The organism is Pseudomonas sp. FBCC-B1667 (assembly GCF_059133255.1).
This window is the reverse complement of sequence record NZ_CP101437.1, coordinates 3,457,291-3,482,016: the sequence shown is the minus strand read 5'-3', so window position 1 is coordinate 3,482,016 and position 24,726 is coordinate 3,457,291. Positions and strand designations below refer to the sequence as shown.

General features: G+C 52.9%; 21 protein-coding genes. 14 read left to right on the top strand and 7 right to left on the bottom strand.

Annotated features, from left to right (window positions below):
- Positions 1 to 9 precede the first annotated feature (9 nt).
- Genes NL116_RS15850 through NL116_RS15835 form a run of 4 tightly spaced genes read left to right on the top strand, consistent with a single transcriptional unit; the run spans position 10 to position 6,618 of the window.
- Positions 10 to 3,822, top strand: coding sequence for an ATP-binding protein (locus NL116_RS15850; protein WP_494372988.1), 3,813 nt, complete (start codon positions 10 to 12; stop codon positions 3,820 to 3,822).
- Positions 3,819 to 4,481, top strand: a complete 663-nt coding sequence (locus NL116_RS15845) for a hypothetical protein (RefSeq protein WP_494372987.1) — start codon at positions 3,819 to 3,821, stop codon at positions 4,479 to 4,481. Before NL116_RS15850 ends, NL116_RS15845 begins: the two co-directional genes overlap by 4 nt.
- Positions 4,478 to 5,719, top strand: coding sequence for a hypothetical protein (locus NL116_RS15840; RefSeq protein ID WP_494372986.1), 1,242 nt, complete (start codon positions 4,478 to 4,480; stop codon positions 5,717 to 5,719). The genes NL116_RS15845 and NL116_RS15840 overlap by 4 nt, the downstream gene beginning before the upstream one ends.
- Entirely contained in the window at positions 5,716 to 6,618 is a 903-nt protein-coding gene (locus NL116_RS15835) for a DUF7281 domain-containing protein (RefSeq protein WP_494372985.1), read from the top strand. The genes NL116_RS15840 and NL116_RS15835 overlap by 4 nt, the downstream gene beginning before the upstream one ends.
- Positions 6,619 to 6,769: 151 nt before the next feature.
- On the opposite strand, the gene NL116_RS15830 is transcribed toward NL116_RS15835, so the two are convergent.
- The 3 genes from NL116_RS15830 to NL116_RS15820 form a co-directional block, all read right to left on the bottom strand.
- Entirely contained in the window at positions 6,770 to 7,372 is a 603-nt protein-coding gene (locus tag NL116_RS15830) for a DUF262 domain-containing protein (RefSeq protein WP_494372984.1), read from the bottom strand.
- 359 nt (positions 7,373 to 7,731) lie between these two features.
- Positions 7,732 to 8,592, bottom strand: a complete 861-nt coding sequence (locus tag NL116_RS15825) for a hypothetical protein (protein ID WP_494372983.1) — start codon at positions 8,590 to 8,592, stop codon at positions 7,732 to 7,734.
- Positions 8,593 to 9,118: 526 nt separating this feature from the next.
- Positions 9,119 to 10,338 (bottom strand): IS3 family transposase gene (locus NL116_RS15820; RefSeq protein ID WP_494372982.1). Its coding sequence is split into 2 segments (ribosomal slippage): positions 9,119 to 9,993 and positions 9,993 to 10,338, totalling 1,221 coding nucleotides; the frame shifts between segments, so codons are not numbered across the junction.
- A gap of 151 nt (positions 10,339 to 10,489) precedes the next feature.
- Between NL116_RS15820 and NL116_RS15815 the strand changes: the two genes are divergently transcribed.
- From NL116_RS15815 to NL116_RS15795, 5 genes are all read left to right on the top strand, one after another.
- Positions 10,490 to 11,377 carry a hypothetical protein gene (locus NL116_RS15815; RefSeq protein ID WP_494372981.1) on the top strand — a complete coding sequence of 296 codons (888 nt, stop codon included), beginning with the start codon at positions 10,490 to 10,492 and terminating at the stop codon, positions 11,375 to 11,377.
- 189 nt (positions 11,378 to 11,566) lie between these two features.
- Entirely contained in the window at positions 11,567 to 12,016 is a 450-nt protein-coding gene (locus NL116_RS15810; protein WP_494372980.1) for an Xre family toxin-antitoxin system antitoxin, read from the top strand.
- A 376-nt stretch (positions 12,017 to 12,392) separates the two neighbouring features.
- Entirely contained in the window at positions 12,393 to 12,950 is a 558-nt protein-coding gene (locus NL116_RS15805; RefSeq protein WP_494372979.1) for a hypothetical protein, read from the top strand.
- 115 nt (positions 12,951 to 13,065) lie between these two features.
- Positions 13,066 to 14,228 (top strand): IS3 family transposase gene (locus NL116_RS15800; protein WP_494372978.1). Its coding sequence is split into 2 segments (ribosomal slippage): positions 13,066 to 13,321 and positions 13,321 to 14,228, totalling 1,164 coding nucleotides; the frame shifts between segments, so codons are not numbered across the junction.
- 8 nt (positions 14,229 to 14,236) lie between these two features.
- Positions 14,237 to 14,860 (top strand): cupin domain-containing protein, encoded by a 624-nt coding sequence (locus tag NL116_RS15795; protein ID WP_494372977.1) that lies wholly within the window; start codon positions 14,237 to 14,239, stop codon positions 14,858 to 14,860.
- Between the two features lie 104 nt (positions 14,861 to 14,964).
- Here NL116_RS15795 and NL116_RS15790 read toward each other — a convergent pair whose 3' ends face one another.
- Both NL116_RS15790 and NL116_RS15785 read right to left on the bottom strand, forming a co-directional pair.
- Positions 14,965 to 15,264 carry a DUF7693 family protein gene (locus NL116_RS15790; RefSeq protein WP_494372976.1) on the bottom strand — a complete coding sequence of 100 codons (300 nt, stop codon included), beginning with the start codon at positions 15,262 to 15,264 and terminating at the stop codon, positions 14,965 to 14,967.
- A gap of 98 nt (positions 15,265 to 15,362) precedes the next feature.
- Complete coding sequence (locus tag NL116_RS15785; protein WP_494372975.1) at positions 15,363 to 16,310, bottom strand: site-specific integrase; 948 nt, start codon at positions 16,308 to 16,310, stop codon at positions 15,363 to 15,365.
- 178 nt (positions 16,311 to 16,488) lie between these two features.
- Here NL116_RS15785 and NL116_RS15780 point away from each other — a divergent pair, with 178 nt between their 5' ends.
- Positions 16,489 to 17,523 (top strand): DNA-binding protein, encoded by a 1,035-nt coding sequence (locus NL116_RS15780; RefSeq protein ID WP_494372974.1) that lies wholly within the window; start codon positions 16,489 to 16,491, stop codon positions 17,521 to 17,523.
- A gap of 653 nt (positions 17,524 to 18,176) precedes the next feature.
- On the opposite strand, the gene NL116_RS15775 is transcribed toward NL116_RS15780, so the two are convergent.
- Complete coding sequence (locus NL116_RS15775; RefSeq protein ID WP_494372973.1) at positions 18,177 to 19,205, bottom strand: hypothetical protein; 1,029 nt, start codon at positions 19,203 to 19,205, stop codon at positions 18,177 to 18,179.
- Between the two features lie 136 nt (positions 19,206 to 19,341).
- Positions 19,342 to 20,112: an HNH endonuclease gene (locus NL116_RS15770; protein ID WP_494372972.1), complete on the bottom strand. Its 771-nt coding sequence runs from the start codon at positions 20,110 to 20,112 to the stop codon at positions 19,342 to 19,344.
- A 189-nt stretch (positions 20,113 to 20,301) separates the two neighbouring features.
- Here NL116_RS15770 and NL116_RS15765 point away from each other — a divergent pair, with 189 nt between their 5' ends.
- From NL116_RS15765 to NL116_RS15750, 4 genes are all read left to right on the top strand, one after another.
- Positions 20,302 to 21,906, top strand: a complete 1,605-nt coding sequence (locus NL116_RS15765; protein WP_494372971.1) for an ATP-dependent nuclease — start codon at positions 20,302 to 20,304, stop codon at positions 21,904 to 21,906.
- Positions 21,899 to 22,966 carry a UvrD-helicase domain-containing protein gene (locus tag NL116_RS15760; protein ID WP_494372970.1) on the top strand — a complete coding sequence of 356 codons (1,068 nt, stop codon included), beginning with the start codon at positions 21,899 to 21,901 and terminating at the stop codon, positions 22,964 to 22,966. The genes NL116_RS15765 and NL116_RS15760 overlap by 8 nt, the downstream gene beginning before the upstream one ends.
- A gap of 410 nt (positions 22,967 to 23,376) precedes the next feature.
- Positions 23,377 to 23,709, top strand: a complete 333-nt coding sequence (locus tag NL116_RS15755; RefSeq protein ID WP_494372969.1) for a hypothetical protein — start codon at positions 23,377 to 23,379, stop codon at positions 23,707 to 23,709.
- A complete protein-coding gene (locus NL116_RS15750; RefSeq protein ID WP_494372968.1) occupies positions 23,699 to 23,968 on the top strand; it encodes a hypothetical protein in 270 nt (89 codons plus the stop codon). The genes NL116_RS15755 and NL116_RS15750 overlap by 11 nt, the downstream gene beginning before the upstream one ends.
- Positions 23,969 to 24,726 lie beyond the last annotated feature (758 nt).

Here is a 24,726-nt window from a genome sequence, read left to right as displayed (position 1 = left end):
GCAAGCACCATGGAATCGATTTGGTGCTTATTTTTGGCAACTGCCGAGCGAGAAATCGGCTGTACTGCCTTAGGGTTTCAGCCAGAGAGGCGTCCGATGTCACAGTTAATCAAGATCGTCCTAATCGATTCGCTTTGCGCAGGAGCCAAAGCAGAGCTCGTTATGGACGGAAACACCAGTGTCACCGGTGAAAATGGCATCGGGAAGTCATCGTTCATCAAATTGATCCCCGTATTTTACGGTGCATCTCCTGGACGCCTGGTGAAGGCGAGCACCAACCGTGAGAGCTTTGCGAACTGGTACCTGCCAAGGGCATCGAGCTTTATCGTGTTTGAGTACCTCAATTATGCCGGCGACGCGCGCTGCGCGATCATGCACCGCAGCGGGGAAGGGTACTCGTACCGTTTGATTTCAAACGCCTGGAGCCCTGAGCTTTTGTACCGAGATTACGAAGCCGGTCAGTTGGTGTTGCCAAGTGATCTACACGGTCGTCTTACACAGCTGGGTATCTCGTGCTCCCCTGAGCTACAGCCGCACCACTACCGGCAAATAATCCAATTTAATAGCGGCACAGCTCATCTCGAGAAAATTACCGATGCCGGCAAGCGTAAACTCGTCGTGAGCCTCCGATCTGGTTTCTCGCTGGCACCGAAACGGAAGGATTTCAATGGCATCGATTTGGTAACGCTGGCGCTAATAGAGAGCGGTGGTACCTTCGATACCATGAAAGCGACCATGGCCGAGATTCTTCAACAAGACAACGCCGATCCAAGTCGCACGCTGATGATGCTGAACGCACAACCCTTCCGGAGTGTCGTCGACAACCGTGCTGGCTATCTACTGATGGATTCGCTCAAGCCGGACATCTTTGAACTGAATCTCCAGTCTTATGAATTCCGCGCCGTCATTCGGCAAATGGGGACACAAAAGCGCCGCGTTTCGATGCTGGATGAAAAGCTGAGGGAACGTCAGAACATTCGCGCCGCGGCCTTGGCTGAGCTACATACAGAAGACGATCAGTTACAAAATCTGAATAGAGATCGGATGAGTGACCTAAATGGTCAGATGGGAGTAATAACTGGCCATGTTAGAGAGGAAGAAGCTTGGCTCCAAAAATTCGAAGAAAAGCTTGTGGTCTATCAGAAAAATCGTACTCAGGAGCTTTCAGAGGAGTTTGATCAGCTTCCCGAGATACGAGACCAACTGCACCTTAAACAGGAGCATCAGATCAAGCTAAGCCGCCAAGGGGCGGACATCCGTAATGTCTATCAGGATCTCGAAGCTTCGGCCAAGCAGGTCGCCGCGGATGGCAAAGATGCTGCGTTCTCCAAGTACAAAGCAGCTTCACAAGGCATTCAGCAGCGACGAAACGAACTAGCCGCTAACCAGCAAAAGCAGCTTGATGGAACACAAACTGCTCACGAAGGCGAGCTCACCGAGTATTCGCAGATTCAGCTGCAAGCAACGGCCACACACGCTCGCGAGGTTTCTCACTCTGACCATCTTAAAACCCTCAGTGCTCTTCCAACAGCTCAGCGCCTAGTGGATGAGTCGCAAGCTGGCATCAACAAACAGATACTCGTTGTTGATGAGCTCCAAAAGCTCCTCAATTCTATCTCAACAGAAGTCGACGGTTTGTCGCAGGAAAGGCAGGCACGAGCCGCGGAATACAGCGGTTTACAGTTGAGGAAGAATGCCCAGGTTGAGGCTCGGGATAACCTCAAGCGCCAAATTAATGCTGGCGCTGAAACACTGCTCGGCTTCCTACGACGCCATCATCCTACTTGGACAGAAAATATTGCTCGACTGATCCCAGTCGAGACGCTGATGCGTACGGATTTGAATCCCGCATTCCTTGAGGAAGTTCAGCAAAATCTCTATGGCGTTGAGATCAACCTTGAGGTACTCCCTCAGACGGCGGTTGCAAGTACTCACGCTCTTGAAACCGAGATTGCTTCATTGACTGCTCAGATCCAGGCGCTCAGCACGGATATGGAGCTGATGGAGAAACAGCAGCGTGGAGTGGAAGATCGACTACGACAAGCTGGCGCTCGGGCATCAACAACTCAAAAAGACCTGAGCAGTGCTTGCTTGGATTTGGAAATACTGAAAAGCGATCACACAGGACTGATTGACCGTGCCCGCGAGGAATTGGCTCAAGAAACTGAAATACAAGCAGCACGCGTTTCGGAAGCCGCATCTCGACTCGAGGAACTCACCACTCAGCAAGAAAACTTGAAGAAACGGCACAAGCGCGAGATCCACGATATACAAGCCGCCGGCGAAAGTTCGCGATCGCAGCTGGATCAGGAACTGGCTCAAGCAGATCGAGACCAAGAAATCACTGAAAAACGCATCGATGCAACGCTAGCGGCATCACTTCACAATGCCAAAATTGATATGGAGGCTCAGCTTCTGGCTGCAGGAGTCGATGACACAGCGAGCAAACGACTCAGCTTAGAGATTGCCGATTTGGAAAAGAGGGTGAAAAGCCTTCGGGATCACGAGTCGCTGATCGATAGTTACAGGCTTTGGGTTAAAGAAACAGTACCAGCAGTACCCGATCGGAAAGCCGCTTTAGCTCGTGCCAATGCCGATCGTGATCGTATCAAACGTGCCATCGATCAGTGGCAACTGGAGTTACAGGCTTCGCAAAGGGCGATCGTTGAGCGCAGAAAAGTATTGGTCACTCAAGGGCATGAAGATGACCTGGAACTCAACGCCGTGTCACGCGTCCTGCGAGAACTTAGTCAAATCGACGCAGCTGCGGAAGCTCATCTCGCCTCAACGGTGAAGGCATCAGACATCGAAGATGAGGTCGGAAAACTCCGTCGCCGCCGTACGGATTGCCACCGCAAGGGCACAGATCTATATCGTGAGATTCACAAGCGTTTCCAGAGGGATCGTTTGGTGCACACGCCACAGGGCGCAGCGATTGAACAAATCATGAATCATGCTGCGAATGCTACCTATGAGCTCGAACTCGCATGGTTGGAAGCCGCCCAAAATCTGCAGGAATACATTGAGATTTCTCATCCTGATCAAAAAACGAAGCTGATCATCCAAGCCAAAAACCTATCAGATGAACTCTGTGACAATCGCTCAAAGCTCCAGCAACTGCACCGAAGCATCCTCAAGCTGGGCCGTGACGCGACGGCAAAAGCGAGCGAAGTGCTTAGCTCCTTTGCGCAGATTCGTCAGTTCGAATTCAAGGTCTCATCACGAATCCACGAGATGTCGTTCTGGGATGACCTTACGAACTACGAACAGCAATACAAGCGATGGAGCGGGATGGGTGGTGAATACCTTCCAACTGATGGCTTCATGGAGGCACTTCGAACCATCGAACGTCAGATTGAAGATGGCGCCTTCACGTCCAACCTGTCGGACTGCTTTGATGTTTCAGTCACGTGCAATGACCAGGGCAGGGTGAAGGTAGCGACGAACAACGCTGAGCTCGTTCACCTGAGCAGTACCGGCCTGACAAAGATCATCGTCGCCATGATCTACGTATCGCTGTTTGAACTGCTACGGAATGATGCAGATTTCCAGATGTCGATCCCGATCGACGAGGCCCTCGAGCTCTCACCTGAAAACTATGTTGCGCTGGTCAGCTACTTCAATGAACGTGGACTCTCCATGCTGGCCTGTTTCCCTGGGGGGGCACCTGAGCTTCTTCGGCAATTCAACAACCGCTACAGCCTGGAGCGCAGGGCAGACACCGATTCAATCGTGGTGAAGGAATACGGGATTGAAGAGATGGATGAGCTTGATGACCTGAACGATGCACTTGGAAATGATGGCGGGGAGGGTGCACTGTGAGCCCATTGAGAGATGTCCTGAACAAGCTTCTTTCTGGCTGTTTCATCTGCCAGTACGCCTACCCCGAACTGCATCGGCAGTTGCGCAATGCAGAGTTTGCCGAAGGTGTCGAGAACGCGCTGGCGCCGTTAGGGCGGAAGTTGGCGACACTCGGCGAACCCGAGGCTCCCGACACATTTTTCGCACGGTTCATCGATTTTTCTGAGCCGGTTGATCGTGATGCGGCCACCGCACAATTGGTCGAGCTGCGCGATCAGATACGTCCATGTCTCGATTTCATCCGTTTGATCAATCGTGCGGGGCGCAGTGAGACCTGCTTGGCCCCGGGAGATGCTATCTCCTTCGCCGACATGCTCGACTCAATCGAGAACCACCCGACCTATCGTACGCAGCTTTGGGATTTGAGCGGGTACGACTTTTTCAGCAAGTCCAAGAGCGGCAAGGACAATAATGATCGGTTGAAATTGGTGCTACGTGCATTGGCAGACGCAGGCTACATCGTGAAGCGCAGCAGCGAGTCTGCCAACTACGTAGCCACAGGAAAAATGGGCTACGTGCATACAATCCTGGCATGGATAGCTGAATACAATTCGCTTAGCCTGGACGTCGGTAAGAGTGAATCGCATGACGGCGAGCACCAGGGAGGGCTCAACTTGTGAAGGAGGCAGACTGGATCGAACTGGGCGATGCCCTCACGCGAAATGCGACCTTTATCGAAGCATTGTCGATTGCAGACGAGGAAGGGATCGCACTGCCTGAGCGAAGGACAAAAGGCATTTCCTACCTGATGTCCAAGGGGTTAATCGAAGAAGATGATGAGCTCTACTATCTCAGTGGCCTGCTTCTAGATGTTGGCGCACAGATTTCACTCCAGGGATTCGAGCGAGCGGCTCCTGACTTACAGGAATCCCTCATTGCCATTGAGCAACACTGTGAGGCGTACCATGAAGCCAAGGCATCTGACTCTTCCAGTGAAGCCGAACGGCACCTGAAGCGTTTGACGCATAGCTGCCGTCAAGTCACCAACCATCTACGGAACGAGCAAGCCCAGACGCGCGCGTTCATTGAGGGCGGTTACGGCTTTTCACCCCGGCTCAAAGATCGGTTAAGGGATATCAACAATGCAATTGGCCGCCTCAAGCGCCTACACGAGAAGCTGGGGCTATTTACTCACGTTGGCTTATCCGGCTTAACCCGTAGCGATCGTGCGTTGCGGCGCATACTCCTGGATAACCTCCTCGGTGCCGTGTCGCGGAATCGTCTCGCTCTAGATGAAATGATCGGGCGTCTTGACCGACTAAGCCTGGCGGTGCGCAAGCGTAATCATATGCGCCAGGTTGCCCATGCCGTCGACGTATTCCTCCAGGCAGGAAATCCTATCGACTTGGAGCCTCTGTTTGACAAGAGGGATGCTGCTTCCTGGATTCCGGCAGCTGAGATTGGCTTGGTTGGTAGTGTCTATTGTGATGTCGATGCAGGTGAGAGCCTAGAGGCGCTCGAGCTCCTGATTGCGTCACTTCCACCACCGAAAGCCCGACGGGTGGAGGAGCCGCCTAAGCCTCGCGAGTCGAAGTCTGTAGTTCCCAAAGACGAGCCGCCCAAGGTACTAGAAAAACCATTTGCTCGTGATCACCTCATGCAAATGCTCCAGAGTCTGAACGAAACCAAACAACCTCAATCAGCCGTGGCGTATTGGGGAGAGCATGGGGATCCCGGGATTTCCATGAGCATATGGCTCTATGCTCTAGATGGCTACGTGCGCCTGCAGTCCGCGGTAAGCAAGGTACGGCACAAGCCTCTTAACTATCGGCTGAACTCGGTTTACGCACCCTACCTTCGCGCGTCCGCAAACCGACGAGTCCTTGATTTGATTCTAGAGAGGGCCGGGCGGGTATGAGCATATTTGGCAACATGAGAGCGATCAAACCAGTAGTAATCGCAATCCGGCAAGACGCCAGGAAGGTTCAGATCAATGCAACCTGGTCGCGGCTCAATAACGACTACAAAATTGGCAAGAAGCTGGGTAACAACTACCTGACGCTAACTGAAGCCGATCTCCAAACCGTCCGCCTGATGCTAAAGAAAGAAACAGGCGTGGATGCGTTAAATCTAAGCCTCGAAGAACTCGAGGGTGATCGCCTGGCTGTCGCGAAAAAATCGCGCAATGAGAAGCTAGCTCGCACGAAGACCGGAGATCTAATAGTCATGGTTGCCTCGGTTTCTGGCCAACTCCAACTGGCTACCGGAGTGTACACACACCCAGTTGGTGGAAGCCTCAGCGTCCCGGCAGAAGAGCTCCATGGTCTTAATACCGTGCTCTTGGTGGAGAACCAGGCTGTCATGTACGCGGTTCACGAGTACCGTTGGCCAAACGAGGTGAAACACCTGCCCATGCTCTTCCGGGGAAGCCCACAAATCACCCCTGCGGCTGTCACTAAGGCTTTGTCCGAGGTTAAGCGAGTCATATGCTTCCCCGATTACGACCCTCAAGGATGGATGAATACTCTGACTGCTAAAGCCCACGGGATCGTAGTACCGTCTATGAGCGCAATCGAAGACATCGTTTCCGAGGAGTGGGACAAGCCTCAGGACTACGAAAAGCAGAAAGTGGCCCGAGAATGGTTGGGGAGGGTGGATCTACCTCTCGTGCAAGATATGCTGAAGCGGGAGCTGGCGCTATCTCAGGAGTCTATGGCGGGGATGGAGCTGGAGTTTCTAGCGCTTGAGCCAGCAGAAAGCTTCAGCAGTTCAGTGGCACAGTTAACATTGATGTCGGAAGATTTCTCCGCGGACTAATTATGTATTTGTGCAAGCGGAGCGCGCAGACCCGAAGGGTCATAGGGCACGAGGATGGAAGCCCGCAGGGCCATGACCCGTCGAAGACAGGGCATGGTTTACGACAGCCGCCCCCGCAGGGGCATGCCCCCAACACTTGAGTGCTTGAAAGTTAGCGCACAGCGCGCTGATCATGAGTTCGAGGCGTTATACCCATGGCGCAAATATCATAAGACTTGCGCAAAGCTACCTCATCGTCAGAGGACACAAGGGATTGGGCGAAGACCGTAGACAAAAAACGCTTACGCTCGCTTTTTCCGATCTCAGACCATACCCGGGGCTGACCTTGAATATCCGGAACCGGCAAACGATCCATAAAATATTCTTCAAGGCTGTGCAGCCGTTGCTGGCCATCGATCAGGATTTCACTGTTCTCCGCCATAGCCATGTGCTCAACAGAAGAACCACACCAATCGTTAGTCAGATAACTCCCCAAGTCGGCCCCTGACCACACAGCAGTGATGAACCGGGCCTTTTGCCCTGCATTCCAAACAAGTTCTCGTTGCCATGAAGAAACAGGAAAACCCATGACAAATCGCGCGGCCCACGGGTATTTCTCATGAACAGATGATGGGTCTGCCAGGTACTGCTCAAATCGAAGCGCGAGAACATCGATCGGAAACTGATGAGTCGACGTCTCCAGCACTCGCTGAGGCATCTGAATACTGGAGTCTGAAATTTCGTCGGCGGTGTAGCGCTGGAATACGTTGGTCATGGACTTCCTAAGAGGAGGGTAACGCTCTGTGGATATGGATTCGATCTGCTGGTGCAAAAGCATACTGGCCTCCGGAGCGACCTCACAGACAAGCCGGCGGGCATGAGCTGGCAATCACTCTCGTAAGGGCAATAAAGCAGGCTTAAGCATTGGACGAACGCAGCCGCCGATACGCGCAAGATGAATTCCTGTCGCGTACACACATGAAAAACGGATCATTTTGAAAAACCTTGAACGGGATCGAAGATTTTTTCACCAGCGGAATGGAATCGCGATGCAGATCGGGGCGGGACGGGACGGGACACATCACCGGAATCGGCAGCAGTGAGTGCCCGAATTGGCCACCGTCTTCAACAGCTCTATCGAAGTAGTTTCGCGTTACGCAGATCCTGTTTTGCACGAGCGACAGCCACTTCTTCTTCACTAAAGGTCGTAGCTCGAGGATTTTTTTTGGCGAGCCGCTTTTTCTTCGGCTTCGAAGTCGCCAGCTCGTTTTCTCCGATAGCGCGCTTTTTACTCTGACAGTAAAGAGATTCGCTAAGCATGCGCTCATTAATCAATGCCCAATACTTTTCAATCTCTTTTCTCCTCAGAGACACAGGGCCGGGCTTTTTCTTGTTTTTGTCCCGGCATCCAGGCCGAGACTGGATATCCGAGATACTCATCGTGGAATACGACAAGCAGGGGTCATGCCCTATACGCAAACGGAGCCCTTCTGACCGATCATTTTCAGGAATTGAAGGGAGAACATCTCGTATTAGCCCAAGCTCCTCCGTCTCGAGAATTTCCTTGGCTCCACACCAGTAGGGGTAATCGGAGTGACCAGATAAGACTTCGCTTTCACACGCGAAATGCACGGCAATATTACGATGCGAGTTCGCCCCCGTTACGGCCATCCACAGCGACTTAATTGCAGCAAAGATGGTGCTGTCTACTTTTGCATCAAGGAGGAGATAGAGAGATTCAACGCCCACGTCCATAAGCTTGACTGGCGCCAACGCACCGATATCACGTGCAGCCTCCAAAATCTCAAACACTTCATCATCCACCCGCTGCGGATTGATCACTGCGAAGCGATGCAAAACAGGGTGAGCCAAATCCTTAAGGTTCACATCTTTTGATTGAGAACAACCGAAAATCCTGTAGACGATGAAAACGCTGGGATCGTTGTCAGGGTCGGGTACGGCACGAGCTAGCTTGAGCGAGGAAAGGTGGCGCATTTCTCTTCTCCTAACGTCGTTGATGGATGAAGGGAAGACCACTGCTGGCTGGGTGTCAAGGCGGAAATCGCAGGTTATAAATATTTTTCTTGAATTTAATCAATATCCTACGAGCATACTCTTAGGCCTCGTCGTTGTTTGGCGGGGGGATGGCAGCAGGCGGGGGGTGTTTTTTTTCACAACGGGAGGCGAAAAAATTTTTTGATTCACAGCTACCGATGCTCAGCGAGGTAGCGCATGAGACCGACGCTACACTAGGTTGCTCTGGCCTTTGCTGAATCATTGACAGGATCACGTCGGGAGCAGGAAGTCGCGGCTGGATGGCATCTCTTAATGTCCCCTAAATGGGACATTAACTTCGTTTTTGCCACTTAATGTCCCATTGTGGGGTCATTAGCGGATGCGCGTTTTAGAGTTCGAAAGAGTGACGACCATCACGTCATTTTGCTGGTGCGGTGGCTTTGGATAGGTGATAGCTCATTCGGGCACTGGACTTGCCCCTACAAAACCGGACACCAACTCCCCGTTAAATTGATGCTGCTGCCAAGCGCCTGAACTCCCTAGGCGAGCGATAGCTCAAGGCGCTGTGCGGATGCTGCTCGTTGTAATGCTCGAAGGCAATTGCCAGGTTACGCAGCGCCGTTTCTCGATCCGGCTTGGGCATGTGCGCCACGTAATCCCGCTTCATCGTCTTCACGAAGCTCTCGGCCATGCCGTTGCTCTGCGGACTGCGCACTGGGGTGGTCACCGGCTGCAAACCGATCTGCCGAGCAAACAGGCGTGTCTGTTCGGCGGTGTAAGCCGAGCCGTTGTCGCTGAGCCATTGCACCGGGATGGCGGGTAGTTGATCACCGAAGCGCTTCTCCACACTTTCCAGCATCAAGTCGCGGATATCATCACCGCTATACCCGGTCGGGCTGGCGACCCAGCCGATGGCTTCGCGGTCGCAGCAGTCCAGGGAGAAGGTCACGCTCAGTTTGGCGCCGTCCTCGCAACGGAATTCAAAGCCGTCCGAGCACCAACGCGTATCGCTGGTTTGCACCGCAATACGGCCTTCGTGTCGACGCGGCACGCCGGGTTGTTTGATCCGGCGTTCAAGCAGTAGGTTGTGATCACGCATAACCCGGTAAACCCGCTTCACGTTGATCGCGGGTAGCAACTGGGTTTCACGGGCGCGACGCAGCAATCCCCAGACTCGACGGTAGCCATAGCTGGGCAGTTCGCTGACCTGTTGCTGGATTTCGGCCACCAACTCAGCATCGTTCACAGGCCTGCTTCGCCGTGTCTTGGGCGATGCCGATTGCTTGATTCGAACCGTTAATTGCGAGCGCGCCACACCGAGACATTCGCTGACCAGTTTCACTGGTCGTCCCCCGGCAACAAGGGTGAGTGCGCAATCCATTTTCGCGACCGGGCGATCTCCACGGCCTCTTTGAGGATTTCTGCTTCCATCGTTTTCTTGCCCAACATCCGTTGCAGTTCACGGATCTGCTTGAGCGCATCGCTCAGCTCGGAGGCCGGTACCACGGCTTCGCCAGCACTGACCGCCGAGAGGCTGCCGCCCTGGTACAGCTTGCGCCACAGGAACAACTGGTTGGCATTGATGCCGTTGCGCCGAGCCACCACTGAAACGCTTTGTCCCGGTTCAAGGCTCTCTCGAACCATGGCCAGCTTTTGCTCTGGGCTCCAGCGACGACGCCGCTCCTGGCCCAAAAGCTCACCACTCTTATCGTTGCTATTAGTCATAAACATAACCGTTTGCCTATCCCTTATCGTAAGAGGGAAACGGTGTCCTGTCTTTCATGGGGCTCGTTCAGGCACTTTGACACAGCTCTACTAATCTTGAGGAGTGGTTGACCTTAACAGCTGCGCAACGGAGGTTGCCAAAATGAGAGGCTTGAGTAGCGAACTTGATGCATTCCAGCAAGAGATTGTCGGAGGAGATCATCTGCACGCCATCACGTGCATGACTGAGCTGTTGACGGAGTACCGGCAAGGTCTTTCCGATACGCTTTGGCAGAGCACCGTAGTCGATCAATGTCGGCAGCATCCAATTTTCCACCTGCTCCAGGAAGACCCCTATACCTCACGCGCTTTTGAAAAGCCGAGAGGTTATCCAGGGGACGCTATCATGCTGGACTACGCCTATTTCCAGACCCCGCCCGCTGAATCTAGTGAGATCGGAAAATCGATATTTGATGTAGTCATATCAAGCCCGAACGCTCTCAGCGTCCGCTGGCGCCGTGAGCACATTGCAGATTTGATTGAGCGGCTGGCATCACAGCGGGAAGCGCTTTCAGTCATGAGCGTCGCTTGTGGCCATTGCCGAGAGCTTGAGCTTCTCAAGCCCGAGACACGAAACCAGATTAAGCGCTTTGTCGCATTTGATAATGATGCAGAGACGCTTGCACATGTCAGGCAAGCCAGCTTGGACATCATTGAATGGCAGTGCAACGTGAAGCAGCTTCCAGAGAATGATGATCACAATGGCTTCGACTTCATCTACAGCATTGGCATCTATGACTACCTGAATCGGGCCCAGGCAAAGGCGCTCACGGCTTGGCTAATGTCCAAACTAAACCCCGGCGGAAAACTCCTGATCGCAAATTTCACACCTGATAATTGGGGTCGGGGTTACATGGAAGCTTTCATGGATTGGAATCTAGTACTACGGACGCGAGAACAGATGAGATCATTCATACCCTCGGGCACATCACCGCATTCCTGTCTGTATTTTGACCCCTATCGCAATGTCGTCTATCTACTGCTCAGCAGTCCAGGTTAGGTGCGATGTTGCTCGAGGTGGTAAGAGCGAAGCGGTGACTATGGCCATCGTTGAAGCAAGCGGAGCGCGCAGGCCAACGGCCGTAGACGTGAGGATGGAAGCCCACCGGGCCATGACTGGCGCCTGCGCCAGGCTTGGTTCACGATAGCCGTTCCCGAAGGGGCACGTAATCCTATCTTAGGTGAATTGATGCAGCCTTTCCTTGAAGAGTGCCGGCCAGGCGCGCCTCCCATTACGGGCTTATGGGAAAGCCTCGGACTACCTAATCGTGGCTCCAAGCTGAATGAGTGCATCCGTAATGGCCTGCCATTTTCTCTACTCGAGAGGCTATCGATCAGCGCTGGGATCGAGATGAAGGTGCTCAGCGAAGCCGTCGGTATGTGTCACTCCACGCTGGCTCGTAGAGCAAAAGCTGGACGATTCACATGCGCCGAAAGCGATCGCTTGTATTCGCTGACAACGGTTTTAGATGCAGCTTATGAGCCGTTCGAAGGTGATGTTTCGACGGCGCAGGACTGGATGAACTCACCGACGCGCGGGCTGGGCATGAACGCGCCTCTAAACATGTTGCGCACTAGGGTAGAAACGCAAGCAGTGCTCGACCTCATCGGGTGCCTGGAGCATGGAGTACTTGCATAGGTAAAGTCGTTGCCGATGCCCTGGCGACCGGCTAGGGGAGGTTTGCTTACGTTTTCCTAACGAAATGCTTAAGCGCATGACGACTCGCAATCACGCGTTCGCGTATCTCCTCTGGATCTGAGGGCGTCGTCTTGGCTTGGCTGACCTGCCGACCATGAACTGGTCGATTGTCGTTCGGGCCTAACAGGCCCGGCTAAGACTCAGACCTTTTCTGAGATTTCGGGGCATGGCCTCACCTTTAATCGCTCAATCCTCGCGTTTTCCTAGTTCAAATTCTTAGGTTCTAGCTCACCTCAAAAAATATTTTACTTTTTCGCTAAAGGTTTTCATCAGAGCGTCCGTTGTTATTTTTATCAATAAGACGATGGTGAAACTTGTGAGCAAAACCGAGATGAAACAAACACCGTTTTTTGCAGAGCGCAAATTTGTATGTTGGCGAGGCCGCGAGGATGACGAGATGTATTCGTGTCAGGTTGCCAGGCAGGAGGATGATTATGTCAGCCTAAACCTAGACATCATGCCTTTTAGATTTGCTGACGCAGTGGCTGAAGATATCGCGCACTGTCTTTACGATGCTGTGCTCATAACCGTGGGAAATCTCGCAGGGTTTGTACCAACGCCAGCTGGTCGCGACAGTATTCTTGAAAGGAGATATCGGAAAAGAATTTCTGGAGAATGGAGTTACTACGCCGACGGCAAGTTCAACTGTCACGAGACTGAAGATGAAGCCTACGTCGTTGAGCTTGCGACAGAAGAGAATGAAAAAACTGAAAAGGTCAGCGTTTACACAATTGAAGAAGGAGGTTTAGAGCTTGTTTTTGACTTCATGGGCTACTCGTTCAGCATGCGTGACGCGGTCTGGCTTGCCAATGCACTGATGGAGGCGATGGGGCGTGAGCCACTGGATCATTTAGAGACAATGAGCGGGTTGTAGACCTCAGGCGAGTTGAACTGCAGGGTTTCGCATGGAGCTATTCGAGCAATGTGTAGTGGTCTAATGAAACCGGACACCCATTTAGGCGAGAATGCTCGCCAGATCGAGGTGTCAGATGACCAAACAACGCCGTTCCTTTTCTGCTGAATTCAAACGCGAGGCTGCCGACCTCGTGCTCAAGCAAAACTACAGCTACATCGAAGCCAGCCGTTCGCTCGGCGTCGGCGAGTCGGCCCTGCGCCGCTGGGTTGATCAGGTTCAGCAGGAGCGCCAAGGCGTCACTCCGCAGAGCAAAGCGCTGACCCCGGAACAGCAGAAAATCCAGGAGCTGGAAGCCCGGATCGCCCGCCTTGAACGGGAAAAATCGATATTAAAAAAGGCTACCGCGCTCTTGATGTCGGAAGATCACGAGCGTACGCGCTGATCAATCAGCTGAGCGTCCATGAGCCGATTGATTGGCTGTGCAAGGTGTTTGAGGTCACCCGTTCGTGCTACTACGCCCAGCGTCTTAAGCGCCGCACACCGGATGTCGAACGGCTTCGGTTACGCAGCCGGGTGAGCGAGCTGTTCTCGCAAAGTCGCAGTGCTGCGGGCAGCCGCAGCATCCTGTCGCTGATGCGTGACGACGGTGAGCAGCTCGGTCGGTTCAAAGTGCGCAGCCTGATGCGCGAGCTTGACCTCGTCAGTAAACAGCCCGGATCACATGCCTATAAACGAGCGACGGTTGAACGGTTGGATATCCCGAACTTCTTGAATCGAGAGTTCGATGTTCCAGCACCCAACCAGGTGTGGTGCGGCGACATCACCTACATCTGGGCCCAGGGGAAATGGCATTACCTGGCTGTCGTGCTGGATCTTTGCACGCGCCGGGTGGTGGGCTGGGCGTTGTCGGAAAAGCCGGACGCCGATCTGGTTATCAAGGCGCTGGATATGGCTTACGAGCAACGAGGAAGACCTCAGGGTCTGCTGTTTCACTCGGATCAAGGGTCGCAGTATGCGAGTCGTTTATTTCGCCAGCGGCTGTGGCGATATCGCATGCGCCAGAGCATGAGTCGTCGGGGAAATTGCTGGGACAATGCGCCAATGGAGCGCGTGTTCCGCAGCTTGAAAACGGAGTGGATACCGACCACGGGTTACCGAACGGCTCAAGAAGCCCAGCGCGATATCAGCCACTTCTTGATGCATCGGTACAACTGGGTTCGACCCCATCAATTCAACGGTGGGCTGGCGCCAGCTCGGGCCGAAGAAAAACTTAACGTCGTGTCCGGGATTAGTTGACCACTACAATGATCACATATTCGATCAACGTTGGGGGGCAGATGGGCACAAGAATTATTAGGCCAGCGTATGAAGTACGTGAACATTTTCATCGGGTGGAATACATAAATGAGTTCTACGAGGCATCGATAGCCAGGATGGATGGCGAAATCATTAAGATGACCTTTGACCATTTCGCTCATGTTTATACTGCAAATCAAGCCACAGAAGTCGCCAGGAGCATTTTTGAAGCGCTTTCGGTCATGAAGGAATCCAGGCTGGCTGGCTCCCCATCTATTGGCGCTGTAGCTTCAGGTGAATACGAGGAAGTATTCAATAAATTTGTACCGTGGAAGTGCTCGCATTCAGACTTAAAAAAGGCGAAGAAGAATTCATTGAGGCCGTTGTCTCAACTGGACTATCTATACGTTGCTTCTGGCGCGTTTGCAGATCCCGACCCCATGATTGAAATTAATCTCGACGAGGGTGCCATATACGATATGACTGTCGGAACTGAGACAGGGAAAAGGCTCGAGATGAGATTCGGTATTTTCAAGATGGAATTTACTGAGGAGCAGGCACTATGGCTCTGGTTTCATTTGTCGGTTGCAGCCAATTGCTTGGGGCAGTTCACATGGAGAAGCGGTAGCTGATCCCCACACGCCAAATGCCTCCTGCAAAACAAAGACAGCTACGCGTATGGTGGATGGTGGATGGAGATGCAGCATTCACGGGTGTCTTATCGCGGGAAAGGCGCTCAGATTCCGCCGAGCAGTTCCTCGAGCTTACGATGCTCTTCTGGGCTCAGAAGCGCTACTGGATCAAGTGCGTTGATATCTGAGATGAAGTCGTACTTTCGGCCATCAGGACTGCAGCAGTTATCGCAGTAGTCCAACTCACCGCAATCGATGAAAAAAGTGATCATCCAGCCATCTGCTTCGACGGTCATCAGGCCACAGAAGATTTCGTTCCAGGTTTGCTCAGTGATTCGGCGCATTGAGCGTGAACCTGCAGAAACATCACGGAGTACCTGGCAAACCTCTTGCGCGGTGAGCATTCTTGTATCCATGGCGGGATAACCTAAAGACTGTGACGATTGAACGCTGCGGCGTTTGGCCTTGGCGCTCTGTGCCAGACCAATCTTGTAAGACTACTTTAGAGGATTTCCACTTTGGGCGCTGATGGCTTCAACGCAAGGCCACCAAAAGAAGCGCCCCCATCAACGTACCTCAGCGCTGACTTGATGTCCTTCCAGCCGACATAGCTCATCAGCGACTTGATATCCCAACCGTTAGCGGAGGCCCAAGTGGCAAACCCACGCCGCATCGAGTGGCTACTGTAAATGTCCGATGGCACACCTGCCTGCGTAAATATGCGACGCAGCATTGGGATCAGGCTGTTGGAATTGATGCCGTCGTCAGCAAGGTTGCCCCAGCGATCGATCTTCCTAAAGACGGGGCCGTGAGCAATGCCGGCCACGGTGATCCAGTTCATGTAAGCCTGCACAGGACATAGTTTCTTGAGGGCAGGGGTATGGAACGTCGTCCCGTGGTGCTGTCGATCGCCTTTGGTGTAAGGCAAATAGAAGGTGATGCCGGCGCCGGCCTCCGCTTGAGTATGCTCGACTTGTAGTCGTGCCAGTTCGTCCCCGCGAAACCCTCGCCAAAAACCAATCAACACCAAGGCTATGTCGCGTCGACACTTCATCACGCTTCGGTAGTCATTACGCTCAGCCGCAAGACTCGCTTCGCGCTCAAGCCAGCTCACTGCCAGCTCTAGGTGGGTCAGGAGGAGAGGGGCCGCCTGTTTCTCCTGGGTCGGATGCAATGTCCGGATCCCCTTGAGCACCTGCCTCACGTTCGGCGTTTTCGTTGGATCAGGAAACCCCTGCGTGATGTGCCACTGAGCCAGGGCAGCCAGGCGCTGCTTCAGAGTGCTGATGGTGTGCTTGTCCGCGTACTCGGCCAGGTAACGAACGATGCCATCCCCAGTCGCAGGCAGAAACCCTCCCCAGGTCACTTCGAAGTGTTCTACCGCGGCGCGGTAACTACGCCGGGTGTTTTCCCGGGTACCGGCCTGCAGGTACCTATCAGCCTTGTTCATACAGCCCCTTTGACGCGAAACGTAAATTTTCCAGCGATTGAAATGCGAAAATCAGCTCTATGATGCGATAAGCCTCTATTATTTGATCATAGAAATACGATTTTCGTGATTGATTTTTTATCCTGATGTAATATGTAATTACACTTTACGCTTACACTACTAAATCGTAGGAGAGGACATGGCGCGCGGCGGTATTAACAGGGCAATCGTCCAGATAGCACGAGATGCGCTGATCGCTCGAGGTGTAAATCCGAGCATCAATGCGGTGCGGGTCGAGCTTGGAAATACGGGCTCGATGACGACCATTGCCCGCTATCTGGGCGAACTCGAAAAAGTGGAGCCGCGCCCAAACGAACGCCGTGAACGCTTGAGTGAGGAGCTCAGTGGACTGGTTGGCCAGTTGCTGGGGCGTTTGCTGGAGGAGGGCGCAGAAGAAGTCGCCGAGGCTCGTGCTGAACTCGATAAGCACCGAGCATCCGTCAATGAACAGCTCGCGCAGGCACAAGCTGCCTTGGCGGACTTACAGCGCCAGCACGACAATCTTCAGGCAGCGCTCGACGTCCAGGCAGGAGAATTGAGTACGTGCCAAAGCAGCTTGCAATCTGAGCTCACTCGCAACGCCCGCTTGAGCCAAAGCTGCGCCGACCTGGAAGTGCGGGTGCACGAGAAAGACGAGCAGATTCGCTCACTTGAAGAAAAGCATCTGCATGCTCGTGATGCACTCGAGCACTACCGCACGGCCGTGAAAGATCAGCGTGAACAAGAACAGCGTCGTCATGAAGGCCAGCTTCAACAAATCCAGGTTGAGCATCGTCAGTTGCAGCAGACTCTTTCGGTGAAGCAGGACGAACTCAGCCGTTTAAATCGAGACAACGAGCGTCTGCTCAGTGACTCTCGTCAGCACACCAAGGTTATGGCCACCCAAGACGGCACCATTGCGCGACTTACTGCTGACCTCAATACCTTGGCCATCGCGTCAGCTAGAGAGGAGGGCGCCAAGGAGCAGCTTATCGAACAGCTTGCTCATTCCCGCGAAGAGTCAGCCTCCCTACGCGAATCCGTCACCCAGGCCGAAACACGAGCTAAGAACGCACAGACGCTGCTGGAAACGACTCAACATAAGGTCGACCAACTGCAACAAAAGCTGAAGCAACTTCAACAAGAAAAGAAACCATCTCGGAGTGAGCAAACAGATGATCAGCACAAAGAGTGATACGCATCTAGATGAACCACGCGCATCCGGATTTCGGGAGGCCCTCCAGCGACTCAGGGAGCATGCGGTTGCTGGACATCTCCAATTACAGGTGGAGCGGCGCCCTGGATTGCATTATTCAAAGGGTAGGGCTGTGACGAACCTGTGCGCGAGATAACCCGACAATCAAACATCGTGCGTGATGAGTGGGAGTGTACCGAGGCGGTGCATCTGGCGGAGAGTGTTTGATGCAGATTCGAGACAGGTCTATTGGCAGAAACTGTGCGTGGGCCCGCCGGAAAGATTGCAGTTGAAAGCGCACCGCCTGGCGTCAGGAGAGGGGTCGCCAAGCGGCGCAGCTCAGTTACTACTTACTACGTGACTTACCTGCATCGCTGCGCTTGTCACGAATCTGGCCATCCTGGTTTCGCGAACGCGGCTGCTCACCGCCACCAGGCTTCGGAACGTTCACGTTTTTGTTGATAGGGCGTCGATCAGTCATCGCAAAATCTCCTACGTCATGTGGGCATTTCACAAAAGTTACTGCACTCATCGATCACCACGAGAAACACATCATGTTGTGGTTTGTAGTGATCTATGACACAACATAGCCTAGCCTCTGCGCAGCCGCAAGGGGAAGGCTCGGCGATGGCATAGACGTTCAATGTAAAAGGTCAGCGTTGGTAATCACTCTCCGAGATGCTCTGGGAGGGATTCTGATCTGCCCACACTATCGAGCGCTTCAAGGCTTCAAGTGAGCGTCCAAAAGAGAGGCCATAGCCTTTGCTCGAAAATTGGTATTCCTCATCGAGCCCCCATCCTTTGAATTGCACCTCTCCATAACGAGCTTTCGGTATTTGGTAGTTATCGATAAAGCGACGATCCGGAGAGCCATCCTTGTTTTCACGCAGCCAGCTATATCCAGCAATGCTTGCGTCACTGGGTACCACACCCGTTTCAATGAAGCGTGTGGTACCTGCCGTAATGGTGAGATCTTTGATCGAAAGAACCTTCAGGCCAGTAATACCCTCGAGCATCACAATCCCAGGGAAAAGGTATAACGCCTCCCCATTTCCGTTTCGAAGCAGAGGCACACTTGTATAGGGATCATCAGTGGTTAGAAGACACCGAGGCTTGCCCTTTTCAAACAGTACGGGGCAACGACCTACTGCGCGGCGAGCATTGGAGCGTTCAGTAAACTGATCGACGGGACTCGAACTCGTGATATTCCAGATCACTTCACTGAGCCTGACGTCCGAAAAGGTCTTAAGCACCGTGTCATATTTCTGCACGATGTCGCTACTCATAGACCATTCAAAACTCAGCCCATGAGCGTCAAGCTTGGCCTGCACCTCCTCAAACTGGAGCACCTCCAGAGACTCCATCTGATCGAGTCGAGCTCTTGCCTTACGCTGAAAAAATAAGCTCAGGATCGGTCGTAGCCACTTGGAGCGCTTTCGTTGGGAATCCAGGGTTTCCTGACGCTGGGTGAGCTCACTCGACAGCTCTACCCGCATCCTGTCAATGTGACTGAGGATGTCCTGTAAATCCTTGATGCTGATTTCATCCGCCTCCATGCCTCGTCTATTGAGTTTTCTGACCCCCGTCCCGCCAATCTCGAACGTCGGACAGAGACTGTCGCTGGATACATGCAGCCACAGCCCATTCACAACTTTGACCCGCTTACGGTACTGCAGCGACATCTATCCCTTCCTTTTGATTCGACACTTTAAATGACACGTAAAGCTATCTACTCGCTGCGATTCTTGATAGCGATGCGGATGCATAACGATGTGGATCGTTGAAGGCTAAGATTTATGGCCTTGTCACTGATGCAGGTTAGTCACGGGTCGTACCAGTAGAAGCTAAGCACTTTTTAAGCTGCTCGATACTCATGACCTCAGATCTCCGGTGAACTACTGCGTGACAGTTCGGGCAAAGCGGAATCAAATCGGTCACCGGGTTCAGTTGGTATTCCGTGCCAATCTGACTTAGCGGGATAATGTGGTGCACATGGACGAGCCCCTGTGCAACCTCGCCGTAGACAGCGCCGAAATCGAAACTGCAGGCAGCGCATACAGCACCATGATGACGAATACATGCTTCACGGGCTTGAGGGTTGCGCTCGTACGCATTGACTTTGATTTCTCTGACGGCACCTTCCGAAAAGAATTCAGACTCGATAACTTCTTCGGGAATCATTGCTACCAGCGGCTCATCGCACGCATACCAATCTCCGTCTTCATAAGATAGCCATTTCCGTGCGATAGAGCGCTCGAAACGCTTGATCTTCGCGGGGCCGCGCCCATCCTCATCCTGGAGTTCGTCCGAATGCATGATTTTGAAAGTATGGAGTTCATATCCCTCTTCAGCGACCAACCTAAGGTGTTCCATGCTCTGCGAATAGCCGCTGTTTCGCCGCCCGTTCTCGATTTCCCAATCATCGCTGAGGATAAGCGCTCGACCAGCGTCGGTATTGATGTCCCAAGCGCCGAAGATGATTTTACGTTCTTGCTCGTTAATAAAAGACCAGCTCCACGTCCAGTTTCTACACGTCGCCCCCAATGACTCAATGAAAGCTTTTCTGGTGGAGAAGTGCGTTGTAGTCATGTGCAAATCCTGTGCGGTAACGGAAGGAAGGAGGTGATAAAAAATCTTGAATCGACTTCCCGGTTAAGGCGGTGTCCCCAACAGAGAGAATCGTGATGCAGTCGACAAATTAACCACTTCGCTTATAGCATCAGCTCACAGCGCTATCAAAGCGCCATCCAACAACAATTCGTCAAAGGAATGTCGACCGTGATCACCAAAATTCGAATCCGTGGTTACCGTATTTACAAGGATTTCTTACTGAAGCCTAACCCTGGCGTGAACATCCTGGTCGGAGACAACGACGCCGGTAAATCCACCTTAATGGAGGCCATCTCGCTGGCGCTCAACGGGCGGATCGGTGGCAGAGGAATCCTGGAGGAGCTGAATCCTCACTGGTTCAACACCGAGACGGTGGCTGAGTTTCTTGCACTAAGAAGAGGTGGAATGAAGCCGGCACTCCCACAGATTCTCATCGAGCTCTATCTGCAGGACACAGAAGATCTCCAGGGACTGCTGGGTGCAGTGAATGCCGATGTTCCAACGAACGCTTGTCCTGGTGTCTTTCTCTCCGTCTTCCCCAACGAGGAGTACAAGGATGAGCTGGATGAATGGTTAAAAAATCCATCTTCGCTACTCCCCGTTGAGTACTACACCTACGAATGGCGATCGTTCGCTGATAATGAACTCACGCGACGACCGCGAGCGCTCTCGGTGGCTACCATCGACTCCCGTACGGTCAAATCCGCCGCCGGCGTCGACTACCATCTTCGCCAAATCCTAAGCGATCACTTGGAGTCATCCGAGAAAGCAGAGATTTCGCTGGACTACCGCAATATCAAAGCGTCCATGACAGATGGCGCGCTGGCACCTGTGAACAAGAGACTTTCGGGTCTAGGCGCAGCGCTCCAGGAAGAGCCCATGGCGCTGGCCATGGATCAGACATCCCGCACATCTTGGGAAAGCGTGGTCACTCCACACGTCGACGGGCTACCGTTTGCGATGGCGGGCCAGGGTCAACAGGCTGCGATCAAAATCTCTCTCGCAATGAAGCGTCATTCCTCTCGGGCGAATATCGTGATGATCGAGGAGCCCGAAAACCATCTATCTCACACGAGTTTGACGACACTACTCAATCGTATCGAAGATCTGGCCACGGAAGATCAGCAGCTAATCATTTCGACTCACAGCACATACGTTCTGAACCGCCTCGGCCTCGATGCATTGTTGCTTCTTCACCGCAACAGCGCATCCAAAATCACAGACCTTCATCCAGATACAGTGAGCTATTTCCAAAGGCTGCCTGGTTACGACACCCTCCGCCTAGTGCTAGCGAAAAAGGTCGTCTTGGTCGAAGGCCCATCTGATGAAATCATCTTCGAACGCGTCTATCAGGATTGCTTCAGCGCACGCCCGATGGCCCACGGTATAGATGTCATCAGCATGCGTGGACTGGCTTTGGCGCGATGCTTGGAGCTTTGCGCAGCGATCAACAAGCCCGTAGCTGTGATGCGCGACAACGACGGCGTTGATCCAGCCGAGCTACGTGAACCGGTTGAAAAGTGGCTGGACGCGAAGCAAAGAGAGCTGTTCATTGGCTTAGTCGCCGACGGCACCACGCTCGAACCACAACTCATTACGGCGAATGGCGAGCCTCACTTGCGCACGATGCTTGGCATCACTGCGGCAGCGACGTTATTGACCTGGATGGCACGAGAGAAAACGGAAGGAGCAATTCGACTAGCTCAGTCGGATGAGATACTGAGCCCACCGGCCTACATGAAGGCCGCGGCGGAGTTCATCCACAATGCCTAACTTTCTTACCTTGGCTGTCGCTGGTGGAAGAAAAACTCAGGGGCTGGTTGATCACTGCAAAGTATTACCAACCGATCGGCGTGTGCTGATTGTCACGTTCACCCAGACCAATCAGCAGGAGCTGATCCATCGTCTCGGCGTCCAGGCCGGTGATCGCCTTAACCTCGAGGTTCTGGGTTGGTACACACTCTTGCTTCGCCATTTTGCAAAGCCGTTCCTGCCATTCAAATTCCCAGGTGAGCGGGTAGGGGGCTTCAACTTCGAAGGTCGCCCCAGCATGTACGCGAACGGCAAGCAGAGATTTATGGATGGCAACAACCAGATCTACGCATGCGAGCTCGGACGCTTAGCGCGGGAGCTTATGGCGGCCACCCCAGCGTTGATACGCAGACTTGAATGTCTCTACGACGAAATACTGATCGACGAGGTACAAGATCTCAGTGGCTACGATTGGGAAATCGTCCATGAATTACTTGAGTCGAGGATCGACGTCCGCATGGTTGGTGACGTGCGCCAAGCGGTGCTCTCGACAAACCCGAGGGGACAGAAAAACAAACAGTATGGGTACGCAGGTGCGCTTGAGTGGTTCCTTGTACGCGAAAAGGGAGGGCTGCTGAGCATTAACTATGCGACTACAACTCACCGCTGCCGAACTGAAATCGCGACGTTCTCTGACACCATTTTTGATGCGTCATGGGGCTTTCCAGGAACAACGTCAGAGAACCACGCAGTATCTGAACATGATGGCGTGTACTTGGTGCATTCAAAGCATGTCGAGCAATACGTCGAGCGGTTCCGGCCTCAGTGTCTTCGCAGCACCATAGCTTCGGGTAAGGAGTTCGCATTGGACTTCATGAATTTCAAGGTATCGAAAGGCGCCACGTTCGAACGTGTGCTGATCATGCCAACCACGCCGATCAAAGCTTTCATCCAGAAGCAGACGTATCTCGAGTCCACGCCAGCGGCCGCCTTTTATGTTGCAGCTACGCGGGCAAAGCAAAGCCTGGCGATCATCATCGACAAACCTGGAAACTCGAAACTTCCAGTTTGGGTGCCCTGATCCAGTTCAGCCTCGTTCTCTGGCTTGTTATGGCATTTAAACCGAACCGAGGTCGTGAGGATAGAAGCCCACCAGACGGAAACGACCGCGCCAGGCGACTCGATTTACGGCGGCCGACCGAAGGTCACACGCACATTTATCATAAATTGCCAGAACCATTCAGCACGTAGGAAGAGCACACGGTGCTCTTCGTCAATTTATGCTAAATATTGAAGGGAGGCCTAGCAATGCATGAGATGCCATCCTGCAGGCTAACGGCGCAACCCTATGCATATTAGGCATAGTATCGCCACGAGCCATCAGGGGGCACTTGAACCTTTACACTATTGGAAAATATCGGATTTATGATCAGACAAACGGTCAAGCTTAGTCCGCTAAAATGCAACAGACCGGCAGGTGGAGGCCAGTTCATGAATGCCCTAAACCGCCTTGAAGCGATCCGCCTCGCTCAGCAGCGTATAAGCGAGTTGGAGCAGGAAATAAGCGACCTTTCGAAAGGTGAGAGCACCACGCCTGACTCTGATTTCTCGGAAAAGCTCGCCAAGCTTATGAAGAAATACAAGCTCAGTTCGGAGGAGGTCATTGCACTCCTGCTAGTCAGAGGGGATCTGGATCAACGAGCCCTGAGCCTTGAGACCGTGTTGAAGCTTCGTTACATCCTAGGGCTCAAGGACGTGGAGGCTTCCCACAGCTCAGAAAAGCCTTTTCGGCTGAGAGGCTGGGTGAATGTCAATGTCGAGTAAGCGCAACAAAGCCCTCAATGGGCTAGTGAAAGAGGGCTTTTTTGATATTGAAAGCGTGGCGCGCTTGTTCGATATCAATAATGTAATTGGTAAAGAATACGCAGACGCGTGTGCAGAACTGTCGGAACCCAGGGTTGCAAGTATGGTGCGTTTCTTAGCTGATCTGGACATTTTGGCGAAGCAACACGGCGCTTCGCCGAGGGAAATCATAGTGTTACTAGACCCTGACTATTTTCAACGAAAGGGCAACTCTGTATAGGAGGAGGCGGTCACTTTCCGAAATCACACAGAATTAACTGAACTAAATATTCATTTAGTTGAGTTAGGGTCGGAGTTACATCAAAAAGGAGGGTAGTTCCGTATTTGTTGCATTGAAGTGCAACACGCGCAGGTCGGTTGCCTCGGTTGCCTCGGATGTCGCAGTCGGCGATTCTTGTTTGCCAAATCGAACAGGGTCGAGGTAGACCGGGTTCGGAACTAGGCTGGAGCATGATCGGATCGGTAAAGTTTAAGGATTTTCGGGTATCTGGCAGGCTGAGGTGACAGATTTGTGCTTAGCCAGGCTGGTCGGTAAGCCGGAGATCAAGCCTAGGCTATGGTTTGAGGCTTCATGACTATCCTTTATGAAGCAGCTGCTGTGCGCATGATCTAATTCGTTGCCTGATGGGGGCGTCGTTCAGCGGTAGTGTGATCAGGAGGCTTGCTGTAGTTCAGGGAGTAAAGTGATGCCATCGGCCCTAAATCGCTTCCAAATGCAATGAGGTGGGAATTTCTTCCAAACAGACGATTTAGACCTCTGGTCAGAAATCCGATCGCGAACCGCAGATCGTGTTTTGATCAAGAAGCGAGCCTGGATATTCGTTGCTCATGACTCATGGTTCGTTGTGCGCTTAAGGCTTTACCTAGAGCGCTTGAGACAGTCATCGCAATCTTGTGGCGCTTGAACGACTGCCGAGGTTTCAGGCGAACCTCACCAGGAAGCAATTTCATACCAATGGCATCAGTGGACAGAATCGC

Coding starts and splice junctions, on each gene's coding strand:
- NL116_RS15795 (WP_494372977.1), top strand. CDS start 14,237: ATGATCACATATTCGATCAACGTTGGGGGGCAGATGGGCACAAGAATT.
- NL116_RS15770 (WP_494372972.1), bottom strand. CDS start 20,112: ATGACTACAACGCACTTCTCCACCAGAAAAGCTTTCATTGAGTCATTG.
- NL116_RS15830 (WP_494372984.1), bottom strand. CDS start 7,372: ATGACCAACGTATTCCAGCGCTACACCGCCGACGAAATTTCAGACTCC.
- NL116_RS15810 (WP_494372980.1), top strand. CDS start 11,567: ATGCAGCCTTTCCTTGAAGAGTGCCGGCCAGGCGCGCCTCCCATTACG.
- NL116_RS15850 (WP_494372988.1), top strand. CDS start 10: ATGGAATCGATTTGGTGCTTATTTTTGGCAACTGCCGAGCGAGAAATC.
- NL116_RS15780 (WP_494372974.1), top strand. CDS start 16,489: ATGGCGCGCGGCGGTATTAACAGGGCAATCGTCCAGATAGCACGAGAT.
- NL116_RS15835 (WP_494372985.1), top strand. CDS start 5,716: ATGAGCATATTTGGCAACATGAGAGCGATCAAACCAGTAGTAATCGCA.
- NL116_RS15755 (WP_494372969.1), top strand. CDS start 23,377: ATGAATGCCCTAAACCGCCTTGAAGCGATCCGCCTCGCTCAGCAGCGT.
- NL116_RS15790 (WP_494372976.1), bottom strand. CDS start 15,264: ATGCTCACCGCGCAAGAGGTTTGCCAGGTACTCCGTGATGTTTCTGCA.
- NL116_RS15785 (WP_494372975.1), bottom strand. CDS start 16,310: ATGAACAAGGCTGATAGGTACCTGCAGGCCGGTACCCGGGAAAACACC.
- NL116_RS15750 (WP_494372968.1), top strand. CDS start 23,699: ATGTCGAGTAAGCGCAACAAAGCCCTCAATGGGCTAGTGAAAGAGGGC.
- NL116_RS15825 (WP_494372983.1), bottom strand. CDS start 8,592: ATGCGCCACCTTTCCTCGCTCAAGCTAGCTCGTGCCGTACCCGACCCT.
- NL116_RS15775 (WP_494372973.1), bottom strand. CDS start 19,205: ATGTCGCTGCAGTACCGTAAGCGGGTCAAAGTTGTGAATGGGCTGTGG.
- NL116_RS15760 (WP_494372970.1), top strand. CDS start 21,899: ATGCCTAACTTTCTTACCTTGGCTGTCGCTGGTGGAAGAAAAACTCAG.